Genomic DNA, 20,092 nt, shown 5'->3' on the forward strand with positions numbered 1-20,092 from the left:
CACCAGGATTCACCACAATCAGAGGAGACATTGTGTCTGTCAACACAATTCATACCGTGCCCCTCGCCGGACACGGCCCGGTCGAGCTCACCGTCGCCGAATACGGCACCGGGCAACCGTTTCTGCTGCTGCACGGCGGGGCGGGCCCGCAGTCGGTGAGCGCCTTCGCCGAGCTGTTCGCCACCAGCTACGACGTGCGCGTGCTGGCGCCGACCCATCCGGGCTTCGGCGGCACGTCCCGACCCGAAACCCTCGACAGCGTCGGCGATCTCGCCGCGCTCTACGACGCGCTACTCCAGCAGCTCGACCTGACCGACGTCACCGTGATCGGCAACTCCGTCGGCGGCTGGATCACCGCCGAGATCGCGCTGCTGCAAAACCCGCGCGTCAGCGGCATCGTGCTCATCGACGCGGTCGGTCTCGAGGTGCCGGGGCACCCGGTCGCCGACTTCTTCGCCCTCACCATGGACGAGGTCTTCACCCTCAGCTTCCACAACCCCGACCCGTTCCGTTTCGACCCGGCCACGCTGCCCCCGGCCGCGCAGGCCATCGCCGCGGCCAACCGGGCCGCGCTGGCCGCCTACGCGGGCACCTCGATGACCGATCCCGGCCTCGCCGAACGCCTTGCGGGCCTAGAGATTCCCACCCTGGTGCTGTGGGGCGAGAGCGACGGCATCGTCGATGTCGACTACGGCCGCGCGTATGCCGTGGCCATCCCCCTGGCCCGGTTCCAGCCGCTGCCCGACACCGGCCACCAGCCGCAAATGGAGACACCGCATCAGGTTCTGCACGCCATCTGGCACAGCGCCGAGACCGACTTCTCCGTCTTCGCACGCTGACCACCCAATTTCCCCACAATATCGACGAATTCGAGGACCGATCATGTCGACAATCGCCGTCACCCGCGTGACGCACAGCTGCCACCTCATCGAAATCGGCGGCCGCACCTTCCTCACCGACCCATGGTTCAGCACCAAACCCGGCTACTACCAAGGCGAACCGATCGCCGTGAGCATCGCCGAATTGCCGCCGCTGGACGGCGTACTGATCAGCCACGACCACTACGACCACTGTGACCTGGAAACCTTTGCGGCATACCGTGATCACACGGTGCCGTTCGTCGTCGCCGAGACCGTAGTCGAACACGCACATCGCGCCGGCTTCGACAACGTCACCGGACTCACGCCGTGGGACGACCTCGAGATCGGCGGCGTCACCATCACCGCCGTCCCCGCCAAACACGGCGTCCACGAAATCACCTTCGTACTGCGCGCGGGCTCCGACGCCGTGTACTTCGCCGGCGATACCCTGCTGATCCCCGAACTCACCGAGATCCCCGACCGGCTCGGCCACATCTCACTGGCACTGCTGCCCACCAACGGCCTGCACGTCCGACCCGCGAACAACATGCAGGTCGTCATGAACGCCGAGGAGGCAGCCGAACTGACCGCCCTCCTCGCCCCCGAACTCGCCATCCCACATCACTACGCCTTCACCAAAGGCTGGCTCGGCGACCGACTGATCACCGCCAGCGACCGCGACCCACAGCACTACCTGGAAGCCGCACGAAAACTGGCTCCCGACACCACCGTTCGCATCATCGACCCCGGCGTCCGAGTGGAGCTCTGACCATGACCGACGACTTCCTGACCACAGCCCTGCAACACGACAACCTGCACGTCGACCCCACCGACCCCAACCCCCGCCCCATGATCGCGATCCTCGACGCCAAACCCGGCATGGCCGAAGCCTTCCGCGCAAAGATCACCGAACTCGTCCGCGCGGTACGCAACGAGCCCGGCTGCCTCACCTTCACCGCCTACGAAGCCCGCAACCACCCCGGCCGCTTCTACCTCTACGAGATCTACACCAACGCAGCAGCATTCGACACCCACCTCCAAACCCAACACGTCCACAACTTCATCTCCGCCCTCCCCAACCTGAGCACCGGCGACCCCACCAGCCTCATCCAACTCAACGAAGTCCCCATCGAATAAACCCTCAGCCGACGCCCGTCGCGCGGCTCATCGGATCAGTATTAACGCGCCGTGCGCTGGGCGCCTGCGATACAGTCGCGAAGTTCCACGATCGAATATGGATTCGGATGCCGCCGTGCGCCCACAGCACCGACGAGCGGGCGATCGGCATGGACTGGAAGCGCTCGAAGATGCCGCCCTTCATATCCAGGAAGAGCCGAAATGCGGTGTAGGAGATGCCCGAAGCGATCGTGATGATCAGAATGCCGGGCAGCAGGTAACTCACATAGGACGGCGACCCGGTGTTGATCGCGCCGCCGAGCACGTAGACGAACAGCAGCATGAAGGCGATCGGCATGATCGTGGTGGTGATGATGGTGTCCATGCTGCGCGCGATGTGCCGCAGGGATCGGCCGAGCAAAGTGGCGGTGTCGCCGAAGAAATGCGTGGTCATTGTTGTTCCTCACTCGTCAATGCTTCGTCACCGACGAGGGCGAGGAAGACATCCTCGAGGGTCGGCTGCTTCTCGACGTATTCGACCTTGGCCGGCGGCAGCAGTTGCTTGAGCTCGGCGAGGGTGCCGTTCACGATGATCCGGCCCTGGTGCAGGATCGCGATCCGGTCGGCGAGTTGTTCGGCCTCGTCCAGATACTGCGTGGTGAGCAGCACCGTCGTGCCATGCGCGGCAAGGTCTTTGACGGCGTGCCACACCTCGAGGCGCGCTTGCGGGTCGAGTCCGGTGGTCGGCTCGTCGAGGAAGATGATCGGCGGATCCCCGATCAGGCTCATAGCGATGTCGAGGCGGCGGCGCATGCCACCGGAATACGTCGACACCTTCCGGGTGGCCGCGTCGGTCAGCGAGAAACGCTCGAGCAGGGTGTCCGCGATCGCGCGCGGGTTGTCGAGGTGCCGCAGCTTGGCGACCAGCACGAGATTCTCGCGGCCGCTGAGGATTTCGTCGACTGCGGCGAATTGTCCGGTGAGGCTGAATGATTCGCGGACGTTCGCCGGTTCGGTGGCGACGTCGAAACCGTTGACGAGCGCCGTGCCCGCATCGGCCCTGAGCAGCGTGGACAGGATTCGCACGACCGTGGTCTTGCCCGCCCCGTTCGAGCCGAGCAAGGCGAAAATGCTGCCCCGCGCCACCTCGAAGTCCACCCCGCGTAACACCTTCAGGTCCTTATAGGACTTCTCCAGACCCTGGACATAGATGGGCGGAGCTTGCTGTGTCGTCATCGAACGTCCCTACCCATTCTTTCCGGGCTCTTCGCCTGCGGCCTGCGCGATGGCGCTGATCAGCCGTTGCTGTTCGCGGTTGATCCACGAATCCTCCCGATAATTCCGCGCGAACGCCTCGATGAACTCCACCGGGTCCGGCCCGACGACCTCGCGGATCGGGGTGCCGTCCGCCGCGCTCTGCTCGAACAGGTCGAGCAGGTCCTCGAACAGCGAAACGCCGCCGCCCGCTCCGAAGTAATTCAGGTACCGCTCGCACGCGTCGACCGCCGTCCGATACGGCGCGGGCAGCTGTTTCGCGCGCGCCTTGTACTGCCACCAGCGCCGCTTGTCGCCGAGATCGCCGATCACCTTTTCGATGAACATGGTCACTTGCCTCCTTCATGAAGTTGTTCGAGTCGTTCGGCGAGGAAGGTCCAGGTAGTCCAGAACTCGTCGAGATATTCGCGCCCCTGCGCGTTGAGCGAATAGACCTTGCGCGGCGGACCTTTCTCCGACGCGACCTTCGCCACGTCGACCAGGCCCTTTTTCTCGAGCCGGACGAGCAGGGCGTAGATGGTGCCCTCGGCGATGTCGGCGAAGCCCTGCTCCCGCAGCCACGCCGTGATCTCGTATCCGTACGCGGAGCGCACGGACAGAATCGCCAGGACGATGCCCTCCAGCGTGCCTTTGAGCATCTCCGTTATCTGCTTGCCCACGGATCACCTCCTCGTACTATTCAGTGTTACTAGCTACCGGTAGATAGTAACACTGAATAGTGGCGACGCAAGGTGCCGGCGGCGACGGAAGGCGCCGGGCACGCAACCCCTTGGGGGCGGATGACTTCGGCGGCCGGACCCCGCGATCGCTGATTACTCATACGACAACCATCGACGCCCGTCCTGACACCGACCTGTCACGCCCCTGTCACGTCGTGACGGAGGCCGGACGGCCGAGGACTACGCCAGGAACCGGTACCCCATGCCCGGCTCGGTCAGCAGGTGCTTCGGACGCGATGGGTCGTCTTCCAGCTTGCGTCGTAGCTGCGCCAGATATATACGCAGGTAATGGGTTTCGGACTCGTGCGACGGGCCCCAGACCTCCCGGAGCAGGTCCTGGCGGCCGACGAGTTTGCCGCGGTTGCGCACCAGCATTTCCAGCATGGCCCACTCGGTCGGCGTAAGGCGCACTGTGACACCGCTTTTGGTGACCATTTTCGCGGCCAGATCGACCGTGAAGGTAGGAGTAACCACCACCGGGTCACCGGCGCCCACCGAACCGCGCCGGACCGCGGCGCGCAATCGGGCCATCAGTTCGTCCATGCCGAACGGTTTGGTGACGTAGTCGTCGGCGCCGGCGTCCAGCGCCGCCACCTTGTCCGCCGAGTCCGTGCGTGCGGACAACACGATCACCGGAACAGAGGTCCAGCCGCGCAACCCGGCCAGCACGTCGATACCGGACACGTCGGGTAGGCCGATATCGAGGATCACCGCGCCGAGTTTCTTGTCGGTGGCGATGCGTAGCGCCTCGGCGCCGGTGCCCGCGGTGAGCACGTGGTAGCCGCGCACGGTCAGGTTGATGCGCAGCGCCCGCACGAGCTGCGGCTCGTCGTCGACCACCAGCACCTTGGTCACCGGGGTATCCGATGTCTTGTTCGTCATCACGCACCCTGCGGTCGGGGTCGACACGCATACCGGGTCGTCGCCGCACGGTGGCGCCTGGTCGATGTCAATCACTTCAATTGTCATGTCGGACTGTTCGATTCACTCTCGCCGAGCATGGGCTCGCCTTGTCGTGGCACGACATCGTCACGCCACGAACCGTCCCGGTAACTGTCGTTCCGCGCGCCCAGCGCACGAATCAACAAGCCGCAGCACACGAACCCGGCAAGGACGGCGACCGTGACAACCGACATAGCGATCCTCTCCCCGATGGATGAAGAGCCGGTCGCGTTGCGGTTCTCCGCCTGGCCGGTCGTGACTTTTCTACCTCCCGATCCAGCACTGATCTCGATCTTTACGACGTGTTGACCGCTCGCCCAACTACTTTGACGGCATTCTTTCAGCCGAATTTGTAAGTGAAGTGTCAATCATCATCCGGGGGGCGCTAAGGACTCGTAAAGGAGCGGAGCAGCGTGCCCGTGTGGCCGCTGTACTCAGCCTGGCGCGTTCGATCGATGGGCGCGATACGGAGGTTAGGCACACATGTCTGTCGTTGTGTTCACGGTGCTCACCGTGGCGATTTTCGCACTACTCGGTCTGATTCAGCGGGGGGTGGAGAAGCTGTGATCGCGAACCTGATCGGTTTGGTTCTCGCCATCTCCGTTGCGATCTACATGGTCGCGGCGCTGCTTTTCCCCGAGAGGTTCTAGGTGAACACGACCACAGCGGGGATCGCCTTCGCGGCCTCCCTGATCATCGCGCTTGCCCTGGTGCATGTGCCGCTCGGCGACTACATGTTCCGGGTCTACAACAACACCAAGCACTCCCGCGCCGAGCGCGTCCTCTACAAGGCCATCGGCGTGCAGCCCGAGGTCGAGCAGACCTGGGGCGTGTATGCCCGCAGTGTGCTGGCGTTCTCCGGAGTCAGCATTCTGTTCCTGTTCTTCCTGCAACTGGTCCAGGGCAAGCTGCCACTGCACCTCGACAACCCCGGCACCGAGATGACCCCGGCGCTGGCCTGGAACACCGCCGTCAGCTTCGTCACAAACACCAACTGGCAGAACTACTCCGGTGAATCGACCCAGGGCCACCTGGTGCAGATGGCCGGGCTCGCGGTGCAGAACTTCGTCTCCGCGGCCGTCGGCATGGCCGTCGCGGTCGCACTGGTACGCGGCTTCGCCCGCCGCCACACCGGCGATCTCGGCAACTTCTGGGTGGACCTGGTCAGGGGCACCATCCGCATCCTGCTACCGATCGCGTTCATCTTCGCGATCGTCCTCGTCGCCGGCGGCGCCATCCAGAACTTCCACCTGCACGACCAAGTCGCGCAAACCCTCAACGGCACCGAACAAACCATCACCGGCGGACCGGTGGCCAGCCAAGAAGTGATCAAGGAACTCGGCACCAACGGCGGCGGTTTCTACAACGCGAACTCCGCGCACCCGTTCGAGAACCCCACCACCTGGACCAACTGGCTCGAGATCTTCCTGCTGCTGGTGATCTCGTTCTCGCTCCCCCGCACCTTCGGGCGCATGGTCGGCAGCAAAAAGCAGGGCTACGCCATCGTTTCCGTGATGGGCACGATCGCGATCATCAGCCTGACCTTGCAAAATCTGTTCCAGCTCGCCCACCACGGCACCGTCCCGACCGCCATCGGCGCGTCCATGGAAGGTGTCGAAACCCGTTTCGGCGTGCCCGACTCCGCGACCTTCGCCACCGCGACGACACTGACCTCGACCGGTGCCGTCGACTCGTTCCACGACTCCTACACCAGCCTCGGCGGCATGATGACCATGTTCAACATGCAGCTCGGCGAAGTCGCGCCCGGCGGAACGGGTTCCGGCCTGTACGGCATGCTCATCCTGGCAGTCATCACGGTATTCGTCGCAGGTCTGATGGTCGGGCGCACACCGGAATACCTCGGCAAGAAGATCACCCCACGCGAGATCAAGCTCGCCGCATCGTATTTCCTCGTGACGCCGCTGATCGTGCTCACCGGCACCGCGATCGCGATGGCTATGCCAGGACAACGCGCCGCGATGGCCAACTCCGGGCCGCACGGGCTCTCGGAAGTGTTGTACGCCTTCACATCCGCGGCGAACAACAACGGCTCCGCGTTCGCGGGTCTATCCGGCAATACCGAGTGGTACAACACCGCACTCGGTCTCGCGATGGTCTTCGGCCGGTTCCTGCCGATCATCTTCGCGCTCGCCCTGGCCGGTTCGCTGGCCCGGCAGGGCCACACCCCCGAGTCGATCGGCACGCTGCCGACGCACCGGCCGCAGTTCATCGGCATGGTCGTCGGCACCACGGTAATCCTGGTCGCGCTCACCTTCCTGCCCGCACTCGCGCTCGGGCCGCTCGCCGAAGGAATCCACTGAAATGACCACTCCCACCACCGAAATCACCGTCCCCGACGAGTTCAACGAATCCAAGAGGCAGCTCGAGCACAAGGGTGGCCGGGTGCCGACCGGTGTACTCGACCCGAAGATGCTGCTGACCTCGCTCCCCAGTGCGGTGCGCAAGCTCGACCCGCGCACCATGTGGCGCAACCCGGTGATGTTCATCGTCGAGCTCGGCGCCGTCTGGTCGACCGTGCTCGCGATCACCGATCCCACCTTCTTCGCCTGGGCGATTGTCGTATGGCTCTGGCTGACAGCCATCTTCGCCAACTTGGCCGAAGCCGTCGCCGAAGGGCGCGGCAAAGCCCAAGCCGATACCCTGCGTAAGGCCAAAACCGACACCGTGGCACGACGACTGGTCGAATGGACGCCTGGCGGCAGGGTTATCGAAGAGCGGGTCGCAGCTCCCGAACTGCAGCGCGGCGACCATGTCGTCGTCGAGGCCGGACAGGTCGTCCCCGGTGACGGCGATGTCGTGGAAGGCATTGCCTCCGTTGATGAATCGGCGATCACCGGTGAATCCGCGCCGGTGATCCGGGAATCCGGCGGTGACCGTTCCGCGGTGACCGGCGGCACCACCGTGCTGTCGGACCGGATCGTCGTCAAGATCACCCAGGAGCCCGGCAAGAGCTTCATCGACAAGATGATCGCCCTGGTCGAGGGCGCGAGCAGGCAGAAGACGCCGAACGAGATCGCGCTCAACATCCTGCTCGCCTCGCTGACCATCATCTTCGTCTTCGCCGTCGTTACCCTGCAACCGCTGGCGATCTTCTCCAAGGCCAACAATCCCGGCGTGCCGGATACCTCAGCACTCGACGTCAATGGCGTCACCGGGATCGTCATGGTCTCGCTGCTGGTCTGTCTTATCCCGACCACCATCGGCGCACTGCTGTCCGCGATCGGCATCGCGGGCATGGACCGGCTCGTGCAGCGCAACGTGCTCGCCATGTCCGGCCGCGCGGTCGAGGCCGCGGGAGATGTCAACACGCTACTGCTGGACAAGACCGGCACCATCACCCTCGGCAACCGGCAAGCCTCGGAATTCGTGCCGATACCCGGCGTGACCGAGCAGGAATTGGCTGACGCCGCACAGCTTTCCAGCCTCGCCGACGAAACACCGGAAGGCCGCTCCATAGTCGTATACGCCAAACAGGCGTACGGACTGCGGGAGCGGACACCCGGTGCGCTGAAGCTCGCGACCTGGATCGAATTCACTGCCCAAACCCGGATGTCCGGCGTGGACGTGGACGGCCGCCAACTGCGCAAAGGCGCGGCCAGCGCCGTCACCGAATGGGTTCGCGCACAGGGCGGTTCGGTACCGGCCGAGCTGGGTGTCGCAGTCGACGGCATTTCCGCCTCGGGTGGCACGCCGCTGGTCGTCGGTGAAGTCAGGGACGGCACCGCGCGGCTGCTCGGCGTGATCCATCTCAAAGACGTTGTCAAGCAGGGCATGCGGGAGCGTTTCGACGAGATGCGCCGGATGGGTATCCGCACCGTCATGATCACCGGCGACAATCCGTTGACCGCCAAGGCGATTGCCGACGAAGCCGGTGTCGACGACTTCCTCGCCGAAGCCACCCCGGAAGACAAGCTGGCGCTGATCAAGAAGGAACAAGCAGGCGGCAGGCTCGTCGCGATGACCGGCGACGGCACCAACGACGCACCCGCACTCGCACAAGCCGACGTAGGTGTCGCCATGAACACCGGCACCTCCGCGGCCAAAGAAGCCGGCAACATGGTCGATCTGGATTCGGACCCGACCAAACTGATCGAGATCGTCGAGATCGGCAAGCAGCTGCTCATCACCCGCGGCGCACTGACCACGTTCTCGATCGCCAACGACATCGCCAAGTACTTCGCGATCATTCCCGCGATGTTCGTGGCCTTGTTCCCCGGCCTCGGCGCGGTCAACGTGATGCGTCTGCACAGTCCCCAGTCGGCGATCCTCTCGGCGGTCATCTTCAACGCGATCGTCATCATCGCGCTGATCCCGCTGGCTTTGCGCGGCGTGAACTACACCCCCTCCAACGCGTCGAAACTGTTGAGCCGCAACCTGTTGATCTACGGCCTCGGCGGCATCGTCGCGCCGTTCATCGGCATCAAACTGATCGACCTCATCATCCAATTCCTCCCTGGGATGTCCTGACATGCGTATCTCGAGCTGGATCCGGCAGCACCTGGCCGCGTTGCGTGCACTGCTGGTGCTTACCGCGATCACCGGAATCATCTATCCCGTAGCTGTTTTCGCGGTGGCCCAAGTGCCAGGCCTACACGACAAAGCAAACGGTTCACTCATCACCGTGGACGGAAAGACGGTGGGCTCCAAGCTCATCGGACAGTCCTTCACCGACAAAGACGGCAACGCACTGGTGCAGTACTTCCAGAGCCGCCCCTCGGCGGCGGGCGCCAACGGCTACGACCCGACCGCGACCGCGGCCAGCAACCTGGGCCCGGAAAGCATCGTCGACACCCTCGACGCAGACCCCGCGAACGTGAAACTCAGCCTGCTGTCCACCGTGTGCGCCCGCAGCAAGGCCATCGGCGACCGCGAAGGAGTCGACGGCGCCCGCCCGTTCTGCACCGAAGACGGTGTCGGCGCGGTGCTCTCGGTGATCGGCCCACGCTCCGCCAAGGGCGAGGTCGACCACCCGGTGCAGGTGGTCAGCGTCAACGAGGCGTGCCCCGTGGCACCGTTCATCGCCATGTACAAGGGTGTCAAGGTCGAATGCGCCAAGCCTGGTGCGGACTACTCCGCAGGCCTGATCGTCCCGATCTTCGGCGACGCCCCGATCGACACCCCGGTCCCCACCGACGCGATCACCGCCAGCGGCAGCGGACTCGACCCACACATCTCGCCCCGCTACGCCGACATCCAGGTGGCTCGAATCGCCAAGGCCCGCAATATCTCCGAGGACCAGGTCCGCGCACTCGTCGATGCCAACAAGTCGGGACGCGCCCTCGGCTTCCTCGGCGAGCCCACGGTCAACGTCGTGCAGCTGAATATCGCTCTCGACCAGCGCTACCCGTTCAAGGGATAGCCATCCGAATGAACGGCTCGGTCGGCAATGCGAATTCCCGACCGAGCCGTTGCTCGTCCGGTCGATCAAACGACCTCGTCACCAGTCGGCGGTCACTGTCGATCAGAGCGACCGACTGCGATGCCTCTTCGTACTTCGCCAGGGCGGTGCTCTTCGCGCGACAGATCGCGATCCCTCGACGAGTGCAACTGGAAGGGCACGCTCGTCACCATGACGCCCGGCTCGAAGAGCAACCGTGTCTTCAGCCGCAGTGAACTCTGGTTGTGCAGCAGGTTTTCCCACCAATGTCCGACGACATACTCGGGAATGTAGACGCTGACAACGTCGCGGGGGTGGTCACGGCGCAGGCGCTTGGCGTAATCGACGACCGGACGGGTGATTTCACGGTACGGGGATTCGATCACCTTGAGCGCGATGGCGACGTCATGCCGATCCCAATTCTGTTGTAGCAGCCGCGTATCGGTGTCGTCGACGTTGACGGTGATCGCGGTGATCGTGTCCGGGTGGGTGGCGCGGGCGAACTGCACTGCTCGCCGAGACGCCTTCGTCCAGCCCGACACCAGGACGATCGCGTGTACTCGGCTGGGCAAGGTTTCCTCGTCGTCCTCATCGACATCGAGTTCGGCACGGACCGAGGTGTAATGGCGGTGGATGAGGTACATCAGCGCGACGAGGATCGGCATCGCGAACACGACCAGGTAGGCGCCATGGCTGAATTTGGTGATCATCACGACGATGAGCACGATGCCGGTCACGCAGGAGCCGACAGCATTGATCGCCCTGGCACGATGGATACGCAACCGATCGGCCTGGGTTGACGCCGTGGCCAATTCACGATTCCAATGCCGGACCATGCCCGCCTGACAGAGTGTGAACGAGGTGAAGACGCCGACGATGTAGAGCTGGATCAGCCGAGTCACCGAGCCATCGAAGGCGTAGATGAGTACGCCCGCGGCGACGGCGAGCAGGATGATGCCGTTGGAGAACGCGAGTCGATCACCGCGCGTGTGTAGCTGGCGTGGCATGTAACGATGTTGGGCCAGAATGGAATTCAGCAGCGGAAAGCCGTTGTAGGCGGTGTTGGCCGCGAGAATCAAGATCAGCGCGGTCGTCACCATCAGGTAGTAGAAGAGCACGTTGTGCCCGCCGAAGACCGCAGCGGCGATCTGCGCGATCACCGTGCGCTGCGGATCTGTGTGGCAGTCGCCGGCGAAGCCGATCAAATCGCAGGTGTTCTCGGCAACGCGCGTGTGGGAAATCATGGCGAGCACGGTCACGCCGGAAAACATCACTATCGCGATCACGCCCATCGCCGTCATCGTACGAGCCGCGTTGAGCGCCTTGGGTTTCCGGAATGCGGGTACTCCGTTGGAGATCGCCTCCACGCCGGTCAACGCGGTACAGCCGGAGGAGAATGCGCGCAGGACAAGGAACGCGAGCGCGGCACCGCTCAGCCCGACCTGCTCGGGACGAATGTCGTAGTGCGCGCTCTCCGCGACCGGCGGATTCCCCAGCAGCACCTCGCCGAAGCCGACCAGGACCATCAGCATGACCCCGACGAGGAACCCGTACGTCGGGATCGCGAACGTCCGCCCCGATTCGCGCACACCACGCAGGTTCATCGCCGTCAGCAAAGCGATGAACACGATGTTGATCACCACCCGATACGGATTCAGGCCAGGAGCAGCGGAAACAATGTTGTCCACGCCGGCCGCAACCGACACCGCGACGGTCATCACATAGTCGACCAGCAATGCTGCCGCAACTATGAGACCCGGGATCGGTCCGAGGTTACTCGAGACCACCTCATAGGAGCCACCACCGGAGGGATACGCCTGCACCACCTGCCGGTAGGAAAGCACAACAACGGCGAGCAGGACGACGACACCGCCGGCGACCCACGGTGCCAGATGCAGGTAGGCGAGCCCGCCAAGGGTCAGGATGAGCAGGATCTCCTGCGTCGCGTACGCCACCGAGGACAGCGGGTCACTGGCGAAAATAGGCAGCGCCAAACGCTTCGGCAGCAACGTCTCACCGAGCCGATCACTCCGAAACGGGCGTCCGAGCAGAAGACGTTTTGCCACGTCGATCGGTGAAACCACGATGAATCAGCCTATGGCGCACTCTCGGCATTCGGCCGCACCCATACCGTAGAGATTTCGTAAATACGAAAGGGCGGGGCCTGACATACCCGAATCCGCCCGTGCCGCTTCACCGATACTCGGCCAACCGCGGCCGGATCCCCGCGCCGATCAGCACCACGACGATGACAGCACCGCCGTAGGGCAGCAGGCCGGACCAGCCACCGGTCTCGTTCAGACCTGCGGAGATCGCCGAATCGAAGGCACGCTGATTGATGTCGATGACCGCGGACAGTGCGTCGTCATAGCGGCGGAAGTCCTCGTTCGAGGTTCCGGTGGTCATCGTGATCGCGGCACGCCGGTCGGTCTGGGCGAGTCGTCGAATGACTTGGTCGTCTTGCTGGTACTGCTGGAAGGCCGTGAGGGCCTGCGCCGCGGCCGCACCTTCGCCCGCGAAGGTGACGTTGTGCAGCTCAGTGCCGAAGAAGCCGCCGATTCGTGTGTCGGAGTTCTTCGCACGGTAGGCACGCAGTTCGGCGTCGAGGGCGTCGGGGTAGGCGCTGATTCGATCGGCGTGCACGTCGGCCAACGCATTCGATTTGTCCAGGAAGGCTTGCTCGTAGCCGGCGGCCCGGTCCGGGTCGACCAGGTAGCGGCTCTCGTCGGCGTTGGCGTCGTAGCTCACGGCACGCGCCTGACGCAGGGCAAGCAGCGAGTCGAAGGCGTTCTCCTTCGCGACACGCAGGTCGTGGGACGCCTCGCCCATCGCAGCGAAGCCGCCGAAGATCAGTCCGCCCGCGACGAGCGTCGCGACCACCAATGCCGGATTCAGCCGTCGGTGTGTCTTCACCCGGAGCAGTATCTGCAGCCCTGTCAGGGCGCCGAGCACCAGGACGGCATGGACCGTGAGCCAGATCCTCGTGCTATCGGCGGTGTATTCGGTGTCCTGATAAGCGCGTTCGAGCGCCGCGCCATTGGTGCCGGTGAGCTGATGTGCGGACTCGAGAGTGGGTCGCATGAGATCGGTGGCCGCCCGATACGAGGCGAGCACCTCGGGCGACGGCGTGCCCCCGGCATCGCGGGCGAGGTCGACGCGCAGCATAGTTTCCGCCGCCGACGCCTCGTAACGTCCGAGCCGATCGAGGATTTCGCGAATCGTGGCCTGGGCCGACTGGTCGGCACCGGCCACCATGGTCGCCTGCTGCAGGTCCGCATCAGCCTGCAGGCGACGCTTCTCGTAGTCGGTCAGCGCGTCGTCGCGGGTCTTGGCAAAGGCCGGATCATTGCCCGCCAGAACGATATTCGCCAACTGCGCGTCCATGTCCGCCAGGGCGTAATACAGGTCCTCGGTGGCCGCGACCTGCGGCGCGGTGCGCTGTCCGATGGTGTCGAATCCGGTCCGAACCGTCCCCGCCGCCGCTGCGAGCATCAGGAAGACCCAGATCGTCCCGGCCGCCGCGAGCACGGCGACCACGCAGATCCACCTCGGCACGTCCGACCGATCAGGCAGCACCGACCGCAAGCGCGCGGCCTGCCCGAGATCGGCGCGCACCATCGTTACGGCCATCGGCCTGTCTCCTCATCCACCATCGCTACACCCACGTGACCGGCCGAATCGCGTTCGCGCGGTTGATCAGTGCGCGCCGCTCGGCCTTGTCGCGCGCCAGCCGCGCCAAGGCCCGGTACTGCCGTTCGAGCCCGCCGCGCACCGACCGCTCGTCGAGCGTGCACCCGAGCACCGTCGACCCGTTGAACATCGCCGGGGACTGCGACATCATGCGCCGGGCGGCATCGAGGACATGGATACTCGTCAACGCCAGCTGCTCGGCGTCGAGGTCGAGCGCTGCCACGAGCGCACCCGCTTCGACCAGGTATCGCTCGTCGGCTCCCCCGGCGACGCGACATCGAATCGCGACCAACTGTGCGGTGCGGTGGAAACTCGAAGTGGCCGGGACGGATTCGGCCACCGCCACCGCACCGGCGATGTCCTGCAACGCCAACCGGGTACGGGCCGCGCCGAAGGCCGCGCTCACATAGCCGTGATCGGTGCGCCACACCGCTTCGTACAGTGCTGCCGCGGCCGCGTATTCGGCAGCGCACTCGTGCGCCGCCGCCAGCGCTAGTTTCGCCGCGGGTTCGCCGGGCAGTGTGCCGTAACTGATCTCGAACTCACGCTGCGCGGCATGAGCGTCGCCCGCGGCCAGCGCGGCGAGGCCGCGGTACCAGGTGATCCGCCAGTCCGCGTCCTCGGTCTGCTCTAGTGCATCCAATTCCGAACGCGCCGAGTCGAATTCGCCGATTTCGAGCCTGGCCCGGATCAGCGCCAACGCCAGCTCCACCGAGCCGGGCACAGCCGCCGATGCCGCCTCGAGCTGCCGCGGATCCGATGTAGTCACGGTCGCCAGATAGCGGGCGGCTGGATCCTGCATATCCACCAGCGGCACCGGCAGCGCCGACGCCACCGCGCGCGGCCGCGGCGGCGTGGGCCAGCTGTCGATCTCGACGCCGAAAACCGCACGCTCGGTGCCGAATACGGCAGACGGCGCCGGTTTGGGGGCGCCGTCCTGCGCGGCGACCACCTCGCGCAGCACCCCGGTCACCTGTTCGGCCAGCTCCGCCGCCGAGCCGAACCGCACATTCGGGTCCGTCGCGGTCGCGCGGGTAATCAGCCGGTAGAAGGAGGGATTCGAGGCGAACAGTGGTATATCCGCTGCCTCGGGCAAGGTGTAGCGGAATCGACCTCGGAAATCGAAATTGACGGTGAGTACGGCCAGCGTGCGTCCGACGGTGAAGAGATCGGATTCGATGGAGGCGCCGTCGGATTCGAGTTCGGGAGCGCAGTAGCCGTCGGTCTTGTAACCGGCGCTGTCCTGATCGTCGTGCCTGCGGACCGCGCCGAGGTCGATCAGTTTCAGCTGCTCCTCACTCTGAATCACGTTGTCCGGCTTGAAATCGCAATACAGCAGCCCCTGCTCGTGCAGATAGCCGAGCGCGGGCAGGATCTCGAGGATGTAGGCCAGCCCCTGCGCGAGGGGCAGCGGCTCCAGACGGCCGTCGGCGGCGAGGCGCGAACGCAGTTCTTTCAAGGAGTTCCCGCCGACGTACTCCATCACGATGTAGCCGACCGGCTTGCCCGTCTTCGGATCAGGGTGTTCGACGAAGTTGTAGATCTTGACGATGTTCGGGTGTTCGACCGAGGCGAGGAATTGGCGTTCGGCCGCCGCCGCGGCCATCGCATCCGCGTCGCCGGTGTCGAGCAGACCCTTCAGCACCACCCACCGGTCGTTGACGTTGCGGTCACGGGCGAGATAGATCCAGCCGAGGCCGCCGTGCGCAAGACAGCCGAGCACCTCGTACTGCCCGGCCACCAGATCACCGGCGACGAGCTTCGGCTCGAACGAGTACGCGGTGCCGCAGTGCTTACAGAATCCCTCGACCCGGCCGGGGCGTCCGCCGTTCGCGCGCCCGACCGGCTTGTCGCAAGTACCGCAGAAGCGGTGCTGCTCAGCTACTTTCGGCTCCACCATGATCGCCGAGGCCGGATCGCGGTAGGGCACCGGCGCCACCGCGACCAGACCGGCACCCAACCGGCCGCGGCTCGATCGCGCCGACCTGGTCGACCGCGACGACGACCTACTCGAGCCACGTCTGGCCCGCGCGGACAGCATCGGACCCGCGACTGTACGGACCGACGCTGCCAACGGACGCGGATCGGCAGGGGCAAGGCCGCATTCGTCGCAGAAGCCATCGCGTACTGTTCCGCCACACCCGGGCTCCGCGCATGCCCTCGGCGCGCCTTCCCCCACGTAAACTCCTGTCCGGCAATCACTCCAGGCAAATCTCCCAGTATCTGAATGGTGCCAGAACAGGACGTAAAGAAGGCGTTAGGAATTCGGCTGACAACGGTAACTGTTCCGAGGTCAGATCAGCTCCACGGTAAAGCGACGATCATCGTGAGTCCGCCGCCCGGCGTGGTTTCGGGAATGATGGTGCCGCCCATGGCTTCGGTGAGTCCGCGGGCGAGCGCGAGCCCGAGCCCGACACCGTCGACGCTGTAGCGATCGCCCAGGCGCTGGAACGGGAGGAAGGCTCTTTCTCTATCGGTTTCCGGGATGCCGGGGCCGTGATCGATGACCCGGATCCACATCCGGTCGTCGTGCGCGGCCGCGGTGACCGCCGGCGGCCGGTCGGGCGGGCCGTAGCGCAGCGCATTGCCGATCAGGTTTACCAGCACGCGTTCCAGCAGCGCGGGATCGGTACGGACAGCGGGCAAGTCGTCGGGGACGTGTAGCTCGAGCGCATCGGCTGCGCTGCCGAGATCCGCGATAACCCCCGGCATTACTTCCTCGATCCCGATTTCCTTCAAGTGCACACCCAAGGCGCCCGCTTGTAATCGGCTCATGTCCAGCAGGTTCACCACCAGCCGGTTCAGCCGGTCCAACGATTCCTGCGCGGTCGCGAGCAGGCTGTCGCGATCCTCGGCGGAGAACTCCACCTCGGTGCCGCGCAGACTGGCCACCGCGGCCATCGCGGCGGCCAACGGGGTCCGCAGGTCGTGGCTGACCGCGGACAGCAGGGCGGTGCGCATCCGGTCGACCTCGGCCAGCGGTGCGAGCGCCGCTGCTTGTTCGACGAGGCGCTGCTGATGCAACGCCACCGCGGTCTGGGCGGCGAAGGCTGCGACGACCCGCTGTTCGGCGGCGAGCAGCGGGCGCCCGCGCAACACCAGGGTCAGATTGTCGTCGGCGGGCACATCCACATCGCCCTCGTCCGGTGCGCGGCTTGGCTTTTCGCCGGTGGTCGCCACGATCCGCCAGTTGTCGGGGTCGTGTTGCAGGTCCGGCTCGGCGGCGTCCGGTTGACGTTCGAGCAGGGTCACGCTGTCCATAGCGAACGTCTCGCGCAGGCGATCGAGCAAGGCGGGCAGTGCGGAGGCGCCGCGCAGCACGCTACCCGCGAGGGTGGACAGTGTGTCGGACTCCGCCCGCGCCAGCGCCGCGTCCGCGGTACGCCGGGCGGCGATCTCGACCACCGTGCTCACCGCGACCGCCACCACCAGAAAAATCGCCAGTGCCAACAGGTTCTGCCCATCGCCGATGGCGAGGCTGTGGATCGGCGGTGAGAAGAAGTAGTCCAGGAACAGGAACCCCGCCACGGACGCGGCGATCGCCGGATACAGCCCGCCGATCAGGGCGACGGCGATGACCGTGCCGAGCACCAGCACGATGTCGGTACTCAGGCTCACGTCTTCGCCCGCGGGAACGAGCATGGCGAACAGCAGCGGCAGACCGATCGCCGCGACCCCGAAACCGCTCACCCTGCGGCGCACGCTGAGCACGGACGTACCTGATCGCGAGCGCCGTGCTTTCGCGGTCGCTTCATGGTGCACCAGGTGCACATCGATGGGGCCCGACGACGCGCTGATCGACCGGCCAACACCCGCGGAGAGCCGGGCCGCGATCGGCCCGCGTCTGCTGGCGCCGATCACCAGCTGGGTCGCGTTCACCCCGCGGGCGAAATCGAGTACGGCAGTGGCGATGTCGTTGCCCATCACCTGGTGGTAGGTGCCACCCATGTCTTCCACCAGCGCCCGCTGCCGGATCAGGTGGTCGGGCGCCGCGGCGATCAGACCGTCGCTGCGCGCCACATGTACGGCAACCAATTCGCCGCCCGTGGTGCGCTCGGCGATCCGGGCCGCGCGGCGCAGGATCGTTTCCCCCTCCGGGCCGCCGGTCAGGGCGACGACGATCCGTTCGCGGGCCTCCCAGGTGCGGGTGATGCCGTTCTCGTGCCGATACCGGTCGAGCTGATCGTCGACCTTGTCGGCAACCCACAGCAAGGCCAGCTCGCGCAGTGCCGTGAGGTTGCCCGTCCGGAAGTAGTTCCCCAGCGCCGAGTCGACCACATCGAGGGCGTAGATGTTGCCGTGCGCCATTCTGCGGCGCAAGGCTTCCGGGGTCATGTCGACCAGTTCGACCTGTTCGGCCGCCCGCACGACCACGTCGGGCACGGTCTCGCGCTGCACCACGCCGGTGATCTGGGTGATCACATCGTTGAGCGATTCCAGGTGCTGGATATTGACAGTACTGAGCACGGTGATCCCGGCCTCGAGCAGTTCTGCGACGTCCTGCCAGCGTTTACCGTTGCGGCAACCGGGCACGTTGGTGTGTGCGAGTTCGTCGACCAGCACAACCTGCGGTTTTCGAGTCAGGATCGCGTCGAGATCCATCTCGGTGAACTCGGTGCCCCGATGATGCACCGTCCGCCGGGGCACCAGCTCCAGACCATCCAGCAAATCCGCCGTGTGCCGCCGATTGTGTGTCTCGACCAGCCCGAGCACCACATCGGTCCCGCGTCCGAAGCGGCGATGCGCCTCCTCCAACGCCCGATAGGTCTTGCCGACACCCGGTGCGCATCCGAGGTAGATCCGCAGTTCACCGCGCTTCACCCGCTCCATTGTCGGCCGGTTGTCCGATCGGCGCATCCGCCGACACAGCGAGCGTGCTCGACACTCGATTCCACCGGCCGCGCAGGCCGTGACTAGGTTGCATGTCGTGCCCATCCCCTTCGTGCGACGATTCCTGGCGTCGGAGACGACACCGGGAGTGCTGCTGGTCGCGGCCACCGTAATCGCGTTGATCTGGGTGAACAGTCCGGCCGGTAGCGCCTACGACGGCCTGTGGCACACGGTCGTCGGACCTGCCTCGCTGGGTTTGGAGCTCGACCTGCGGCATTGGATCAACGATGCGGTGATGACGGTGTTCTTCTTCGTCATCGGGCTCGAGCTCAAACAAGAACTGGTCAATGGGGAACTCGCCCGCCCACGCAACGTGGCGCTGCCTGTGCTGGCCGCGATCGGCGGGGCCGTCGTGCCCGCGTTGGTATTTCTCGCGCTTACTCGGGGCAGCCCGGCCGCCGCCGGGTGGGGCGTGCCGATGGCCACCGATCCCGCGTTCGCCGTCGGCATCCTGGCGCTGGTTGCCCGCCGGGTGCCGGCTGCGGTCCGATTACTGCTGCTTGCGATCGCCACCGTGGACGATGTCCTCGCGGTGATCGTGATCGCCATCGGCTACAGCCGCCACCTCTCGGCGGTCTGGCTCGGCCTTGCCGTCGGCGGCTGCCTGGTGACGGTGGCGATGAAACGATATGGGGTGCAATCGATCTGGCCGTACCTGCCGGTCGGAGCCGGAATCTGGTACGCCACTATGCAATCCGGGGTGCACGCCACCCTCGCCGGAGTCGCGTTGGCCCTGCCCACTCCCGCGGCCGGTGGTCGCGACGTCGTCGATGTCCTGCTGCGGCGGCTCGGCCCGGTCAGCGCGTTCGCCGCGGTACCGGTGTTTGCATTGGCCAACACCGGAATACGGGTATCGACAGAGTCGCTAGCCGGCGCCTTTACCGACCGGGTCACGTGGGCGGTATCGGCCGGACTGCTGGTCGGCAAGTTCCTCGGCATCACCGGAGCGATAACTCTCGCTACCCGTAGCGGACTCGGTCACCTCCCCGCCCAGGTGACCGCACGTCAGGTCGCCGGGCTCGGCCTACTCGGCGCGCTCGGATTCACCGTGGCACTGTTCATTACCGAAATCGCTTACACCGAACCAACATTGATCGATCATGCCAAGATCGGCCTCCTCGCTGCATCGCTCATCGCCGCTGCGGCGGCCGGCCTTGTCCTCGCCAAAGGCGACCGGCGATCCGACGGGTAACCGTGCACAC

The 20,092-nt window shown here is 65.4% G+C and carries 16 protein-coding genes and 1 pseudogene; 8 read left to right on the forward strand and 9 right to left on the reverse strand.

Going from position 1 to position 20,092, the window contains the following annotated elements; translation table 11 throughout:
• Positions 1 to 32 precede the first annotated feature (32 nt).
• From ACIBK2_RS23410 to ACIBK2_RS23420, 3 genes are read left to right on the forward strand one after another with little or no spacing between them, the layout of a single operon-like run.
• The gene (locus ACIBK2_RS23410) at positions 33 to 839 is read left to right on the forward strand and encodes an alpha/beta fold hydrolase (protein WP_396969738.1); all 807 of its coding nucleotides are present in this window, start codon (positions 33 to 35) and stop codon (positions 837 to 839) included.
• 43 nt (positions 840 to 882) lie between these two features.
• Positions 883 to 1,629, forward strand: coding sequence for an MBL fold metallo-hydrolase (locus ACIBK2_RS23415; RefSeq protein ID WP_396969740.1), 747 nt, complete (start codon positions 883 to 885; stop codon positions 1,627 to 1,629).
• Between the two features lie 2 nt (positions 1,630 to 1,631).
• A complete protein-coding gene (locus tag ACIBK2_RS23420) occupies positions 1,632 to 1,997 on the forward strand; it encodes a putative quinol monooxygenase (protein ID WP_396969741.1) in 366 nt (121 codons plus the stop codon).
• Positions 1,998 to 2,112: 115 nt separating this feature from the next.
• On the opposite strand, the pseudogene ACIBK2_RS23425 reads toward ACIBK2_RS23420, so the two are convergent.
• The 5 genes and pseudogenes from ACIBK2_RS23425 to ACIBK2_RS23445 all read right to left on the reverse strand — a co-directional run.
• Positions 2,113 to 2,430 (reverse strand): annotated as a pseudogene (locus tag ACIBK2_RS23425) (ABC transporter permease); the annotation flags it as partial.
• A complete protein-coding gene (locus ACIBK2_RS23430) occupies positions 2,427 to 3,212 on the reverse strand; it encodes an ABC transporter ATP-binding protein (RefSeq protein ID WP_396969743.1) in 786 nt (261 codons plus the stop codon). The pseudogene ACIBK2_RS23425 and the gene ACIBK2_RS23430, both read right to left, overlap by 4 nt.
• Before the next feature lie 9 nt (positions 3,213 to 3,221).
• A complete protein-coding gene (locus ACIBK2_RS23435) occupies positions 3,222 to 3,578 on the reverse strand; it encodes a DUF1048 domain-containing protein (RefSeq protein ID WP_396969950.1) in 357 nt (118 codons plus the stop codon).
• 2 nt (positions 3,579 to 3,580) lie between these two features.
• The gene (locus tag ACIBK2_RS23440; RefSeq protein ID WP_396969744.1) at positions 3,581 to 3,910 is read right to left on the reverse strand and encodes a PadR family transcriptional regulator; all 330 of its coding nucleotides are present in this window, start codon (positions 3,908 to 3,910) and stop codon (positions 3,581 to 3,583) included.
• Between the two features lie 240 nt (positions 3,911 to 4,150).
• The gene (locus ACIBK2_RS23445) at positions 4,151 to 4,825 is read right to left on the reverse strand and encodes a response regulator (protein ID WP_396969952.1); all 675 of its coding nucleotides are present in this window, start codon (positions 4,823 to 4,825) and stop codon (positions 4,151 to 4,153) included.
• A 542-nt stretch (positions 4,826 to 5,367) separates the two neighbouring features.
• Between ACIBK2_RS23445 and ACIBK2_RS23450 the strand changes: the two genes are divergently transcribed.
• Genes ACIBK2_RS23450 through ACIBK2_RS23465 form a run of 4 tightly spaced genes read left to right on the forward strand, consistent with a single transcriptional unit; the run spans position 5,368 to position 10,292 of the window.
• Positions 5,368 to 5,562 (forward strand): potassium-transporting ATPase subunit F, encoded by a 195-nt coding sequence (locus tag ACIBK2_RS23450; protein ID WP_396969954.1) that lies wholly within the window; start codon positions 5,368 to 5,370, stop codon positions 5,560 to 5,562.
• Entirely contained in the window at positions 5,563 to 7,233 is a 1,671-nt protein-coding gene (gene kdpA / locus ACIBK2_RS23455) for a potassium-transporting ATPase subunit KdpA (RefSeq protein ID WP_396969746.1), read from the forward strand.
• Position 7,234: 1 nt separating this feature from the next.
• Entirely contained in the window at positions 7,235 to 9,400 is a 2,166-nt protein-coding gene (kdpB, locus tag ACIBK2_RS23460; protein ID WP_396969748.1) for a potassium-transporting ATPase subunit KdpB, read from the forward strand.
• 1 nt (position 9,401) lies between these two features.
• A complete protein-coding gene (locus ACIBK2_RS23465) occupies positions 9,402 to 10,292 on the forward strand; it encodes a potassium-transporting ATPase subunit C (protein ID WP_396969750.1) in 891 nt (296 codons plus the stop codon).
• Positions 10,293 to 10,384: 92 nt separating this feature from the next.
• Here the strand turns inward: ACIBK2_RS23465 and ACIBK2_RS23470 are convergent, their stop codons facing one another.
• The 4 genes from ACIBK2_RS23470 to ACIBK2_RS23485 form a co-directional block, all read right to left on the reverse strand.
• Positions 10,385 to 12,394 carry an APC family permease gene (locus ACIBK2_RS23470; RefSeq protein ID WP_396969752.1) on the reverse strand — a complete coding sequence of 670 codons (2,010 nt, stop codon included), beginning with the start codon at positions 12,392 to 12,394 and terminating at the stop codon, positions 10,385 to 10,387.
• A gap of 109 nt (positions 12,395 to 12,503) precedes the next feature.
• Complete coding sequence (locus ACIBK2_RS23475) at positions 12,504 to 13,940, reverse strand: hypothetical protein (protein WP_396969754.1); 1,437 nt, start codon at positions 13,938 to 13,940, stop codon at positions 12,504 to 12,506.
• Between the two features lie 25 nt (positions 13,941 to 13,965).
• A complete protein-coding gene (locus ACIBK2_RS23480; RefSeq protein WP_396969756.1) occupies positions 13,966 to 16,179 on the reverse strand; it encodes a tetratricopeptide repeat protein in 2,214 nt (737 codons plus the stop codon).
• 119 nt (positions 16,180 to 16,298) lie between these two features.
• Positions 16,299 to 18,830, reverse strand: coding sequence for an ATP-binding protein (locus tag ACIBK2_RS23485; protein ID WP_396969758.1), 2,532 nt, complete (start codon positions 18,828 to 18,830; stop codon positions 16,299 to 16,301).
• Between the two features lie 97 nt (positions 18,831 to 18,927).
• On the opposite strand from ACIBK2_RS23485, the gene nhaA reads away from it, so the two are divergent.
• The gene (nhaA, locus tag ACIBK2_RS23490) at positions 18,928 to 20,082 is read left to right on the forward strand and encodes a Na+/H+ antiporter NhaA (RefSeq protein ID WP_396969760.1); all 1,155 of its coding nucleotides are present in this window, start codon (positions 18,928 to 18,930) and stop codon (positions 20,080 to 20,082) included.
• Positions 20,083 to 20,092 lie beyond the last annotated feature (10 nt).

It is taken from the genome of Nocardia sp. NPDC050175, from assembly GCF_044459885.1.
GTDB lineage: Bacteria > Actinomycetota > Actinomycetes > Mycobacteriales > Mycobacteriaceae > Nocardia.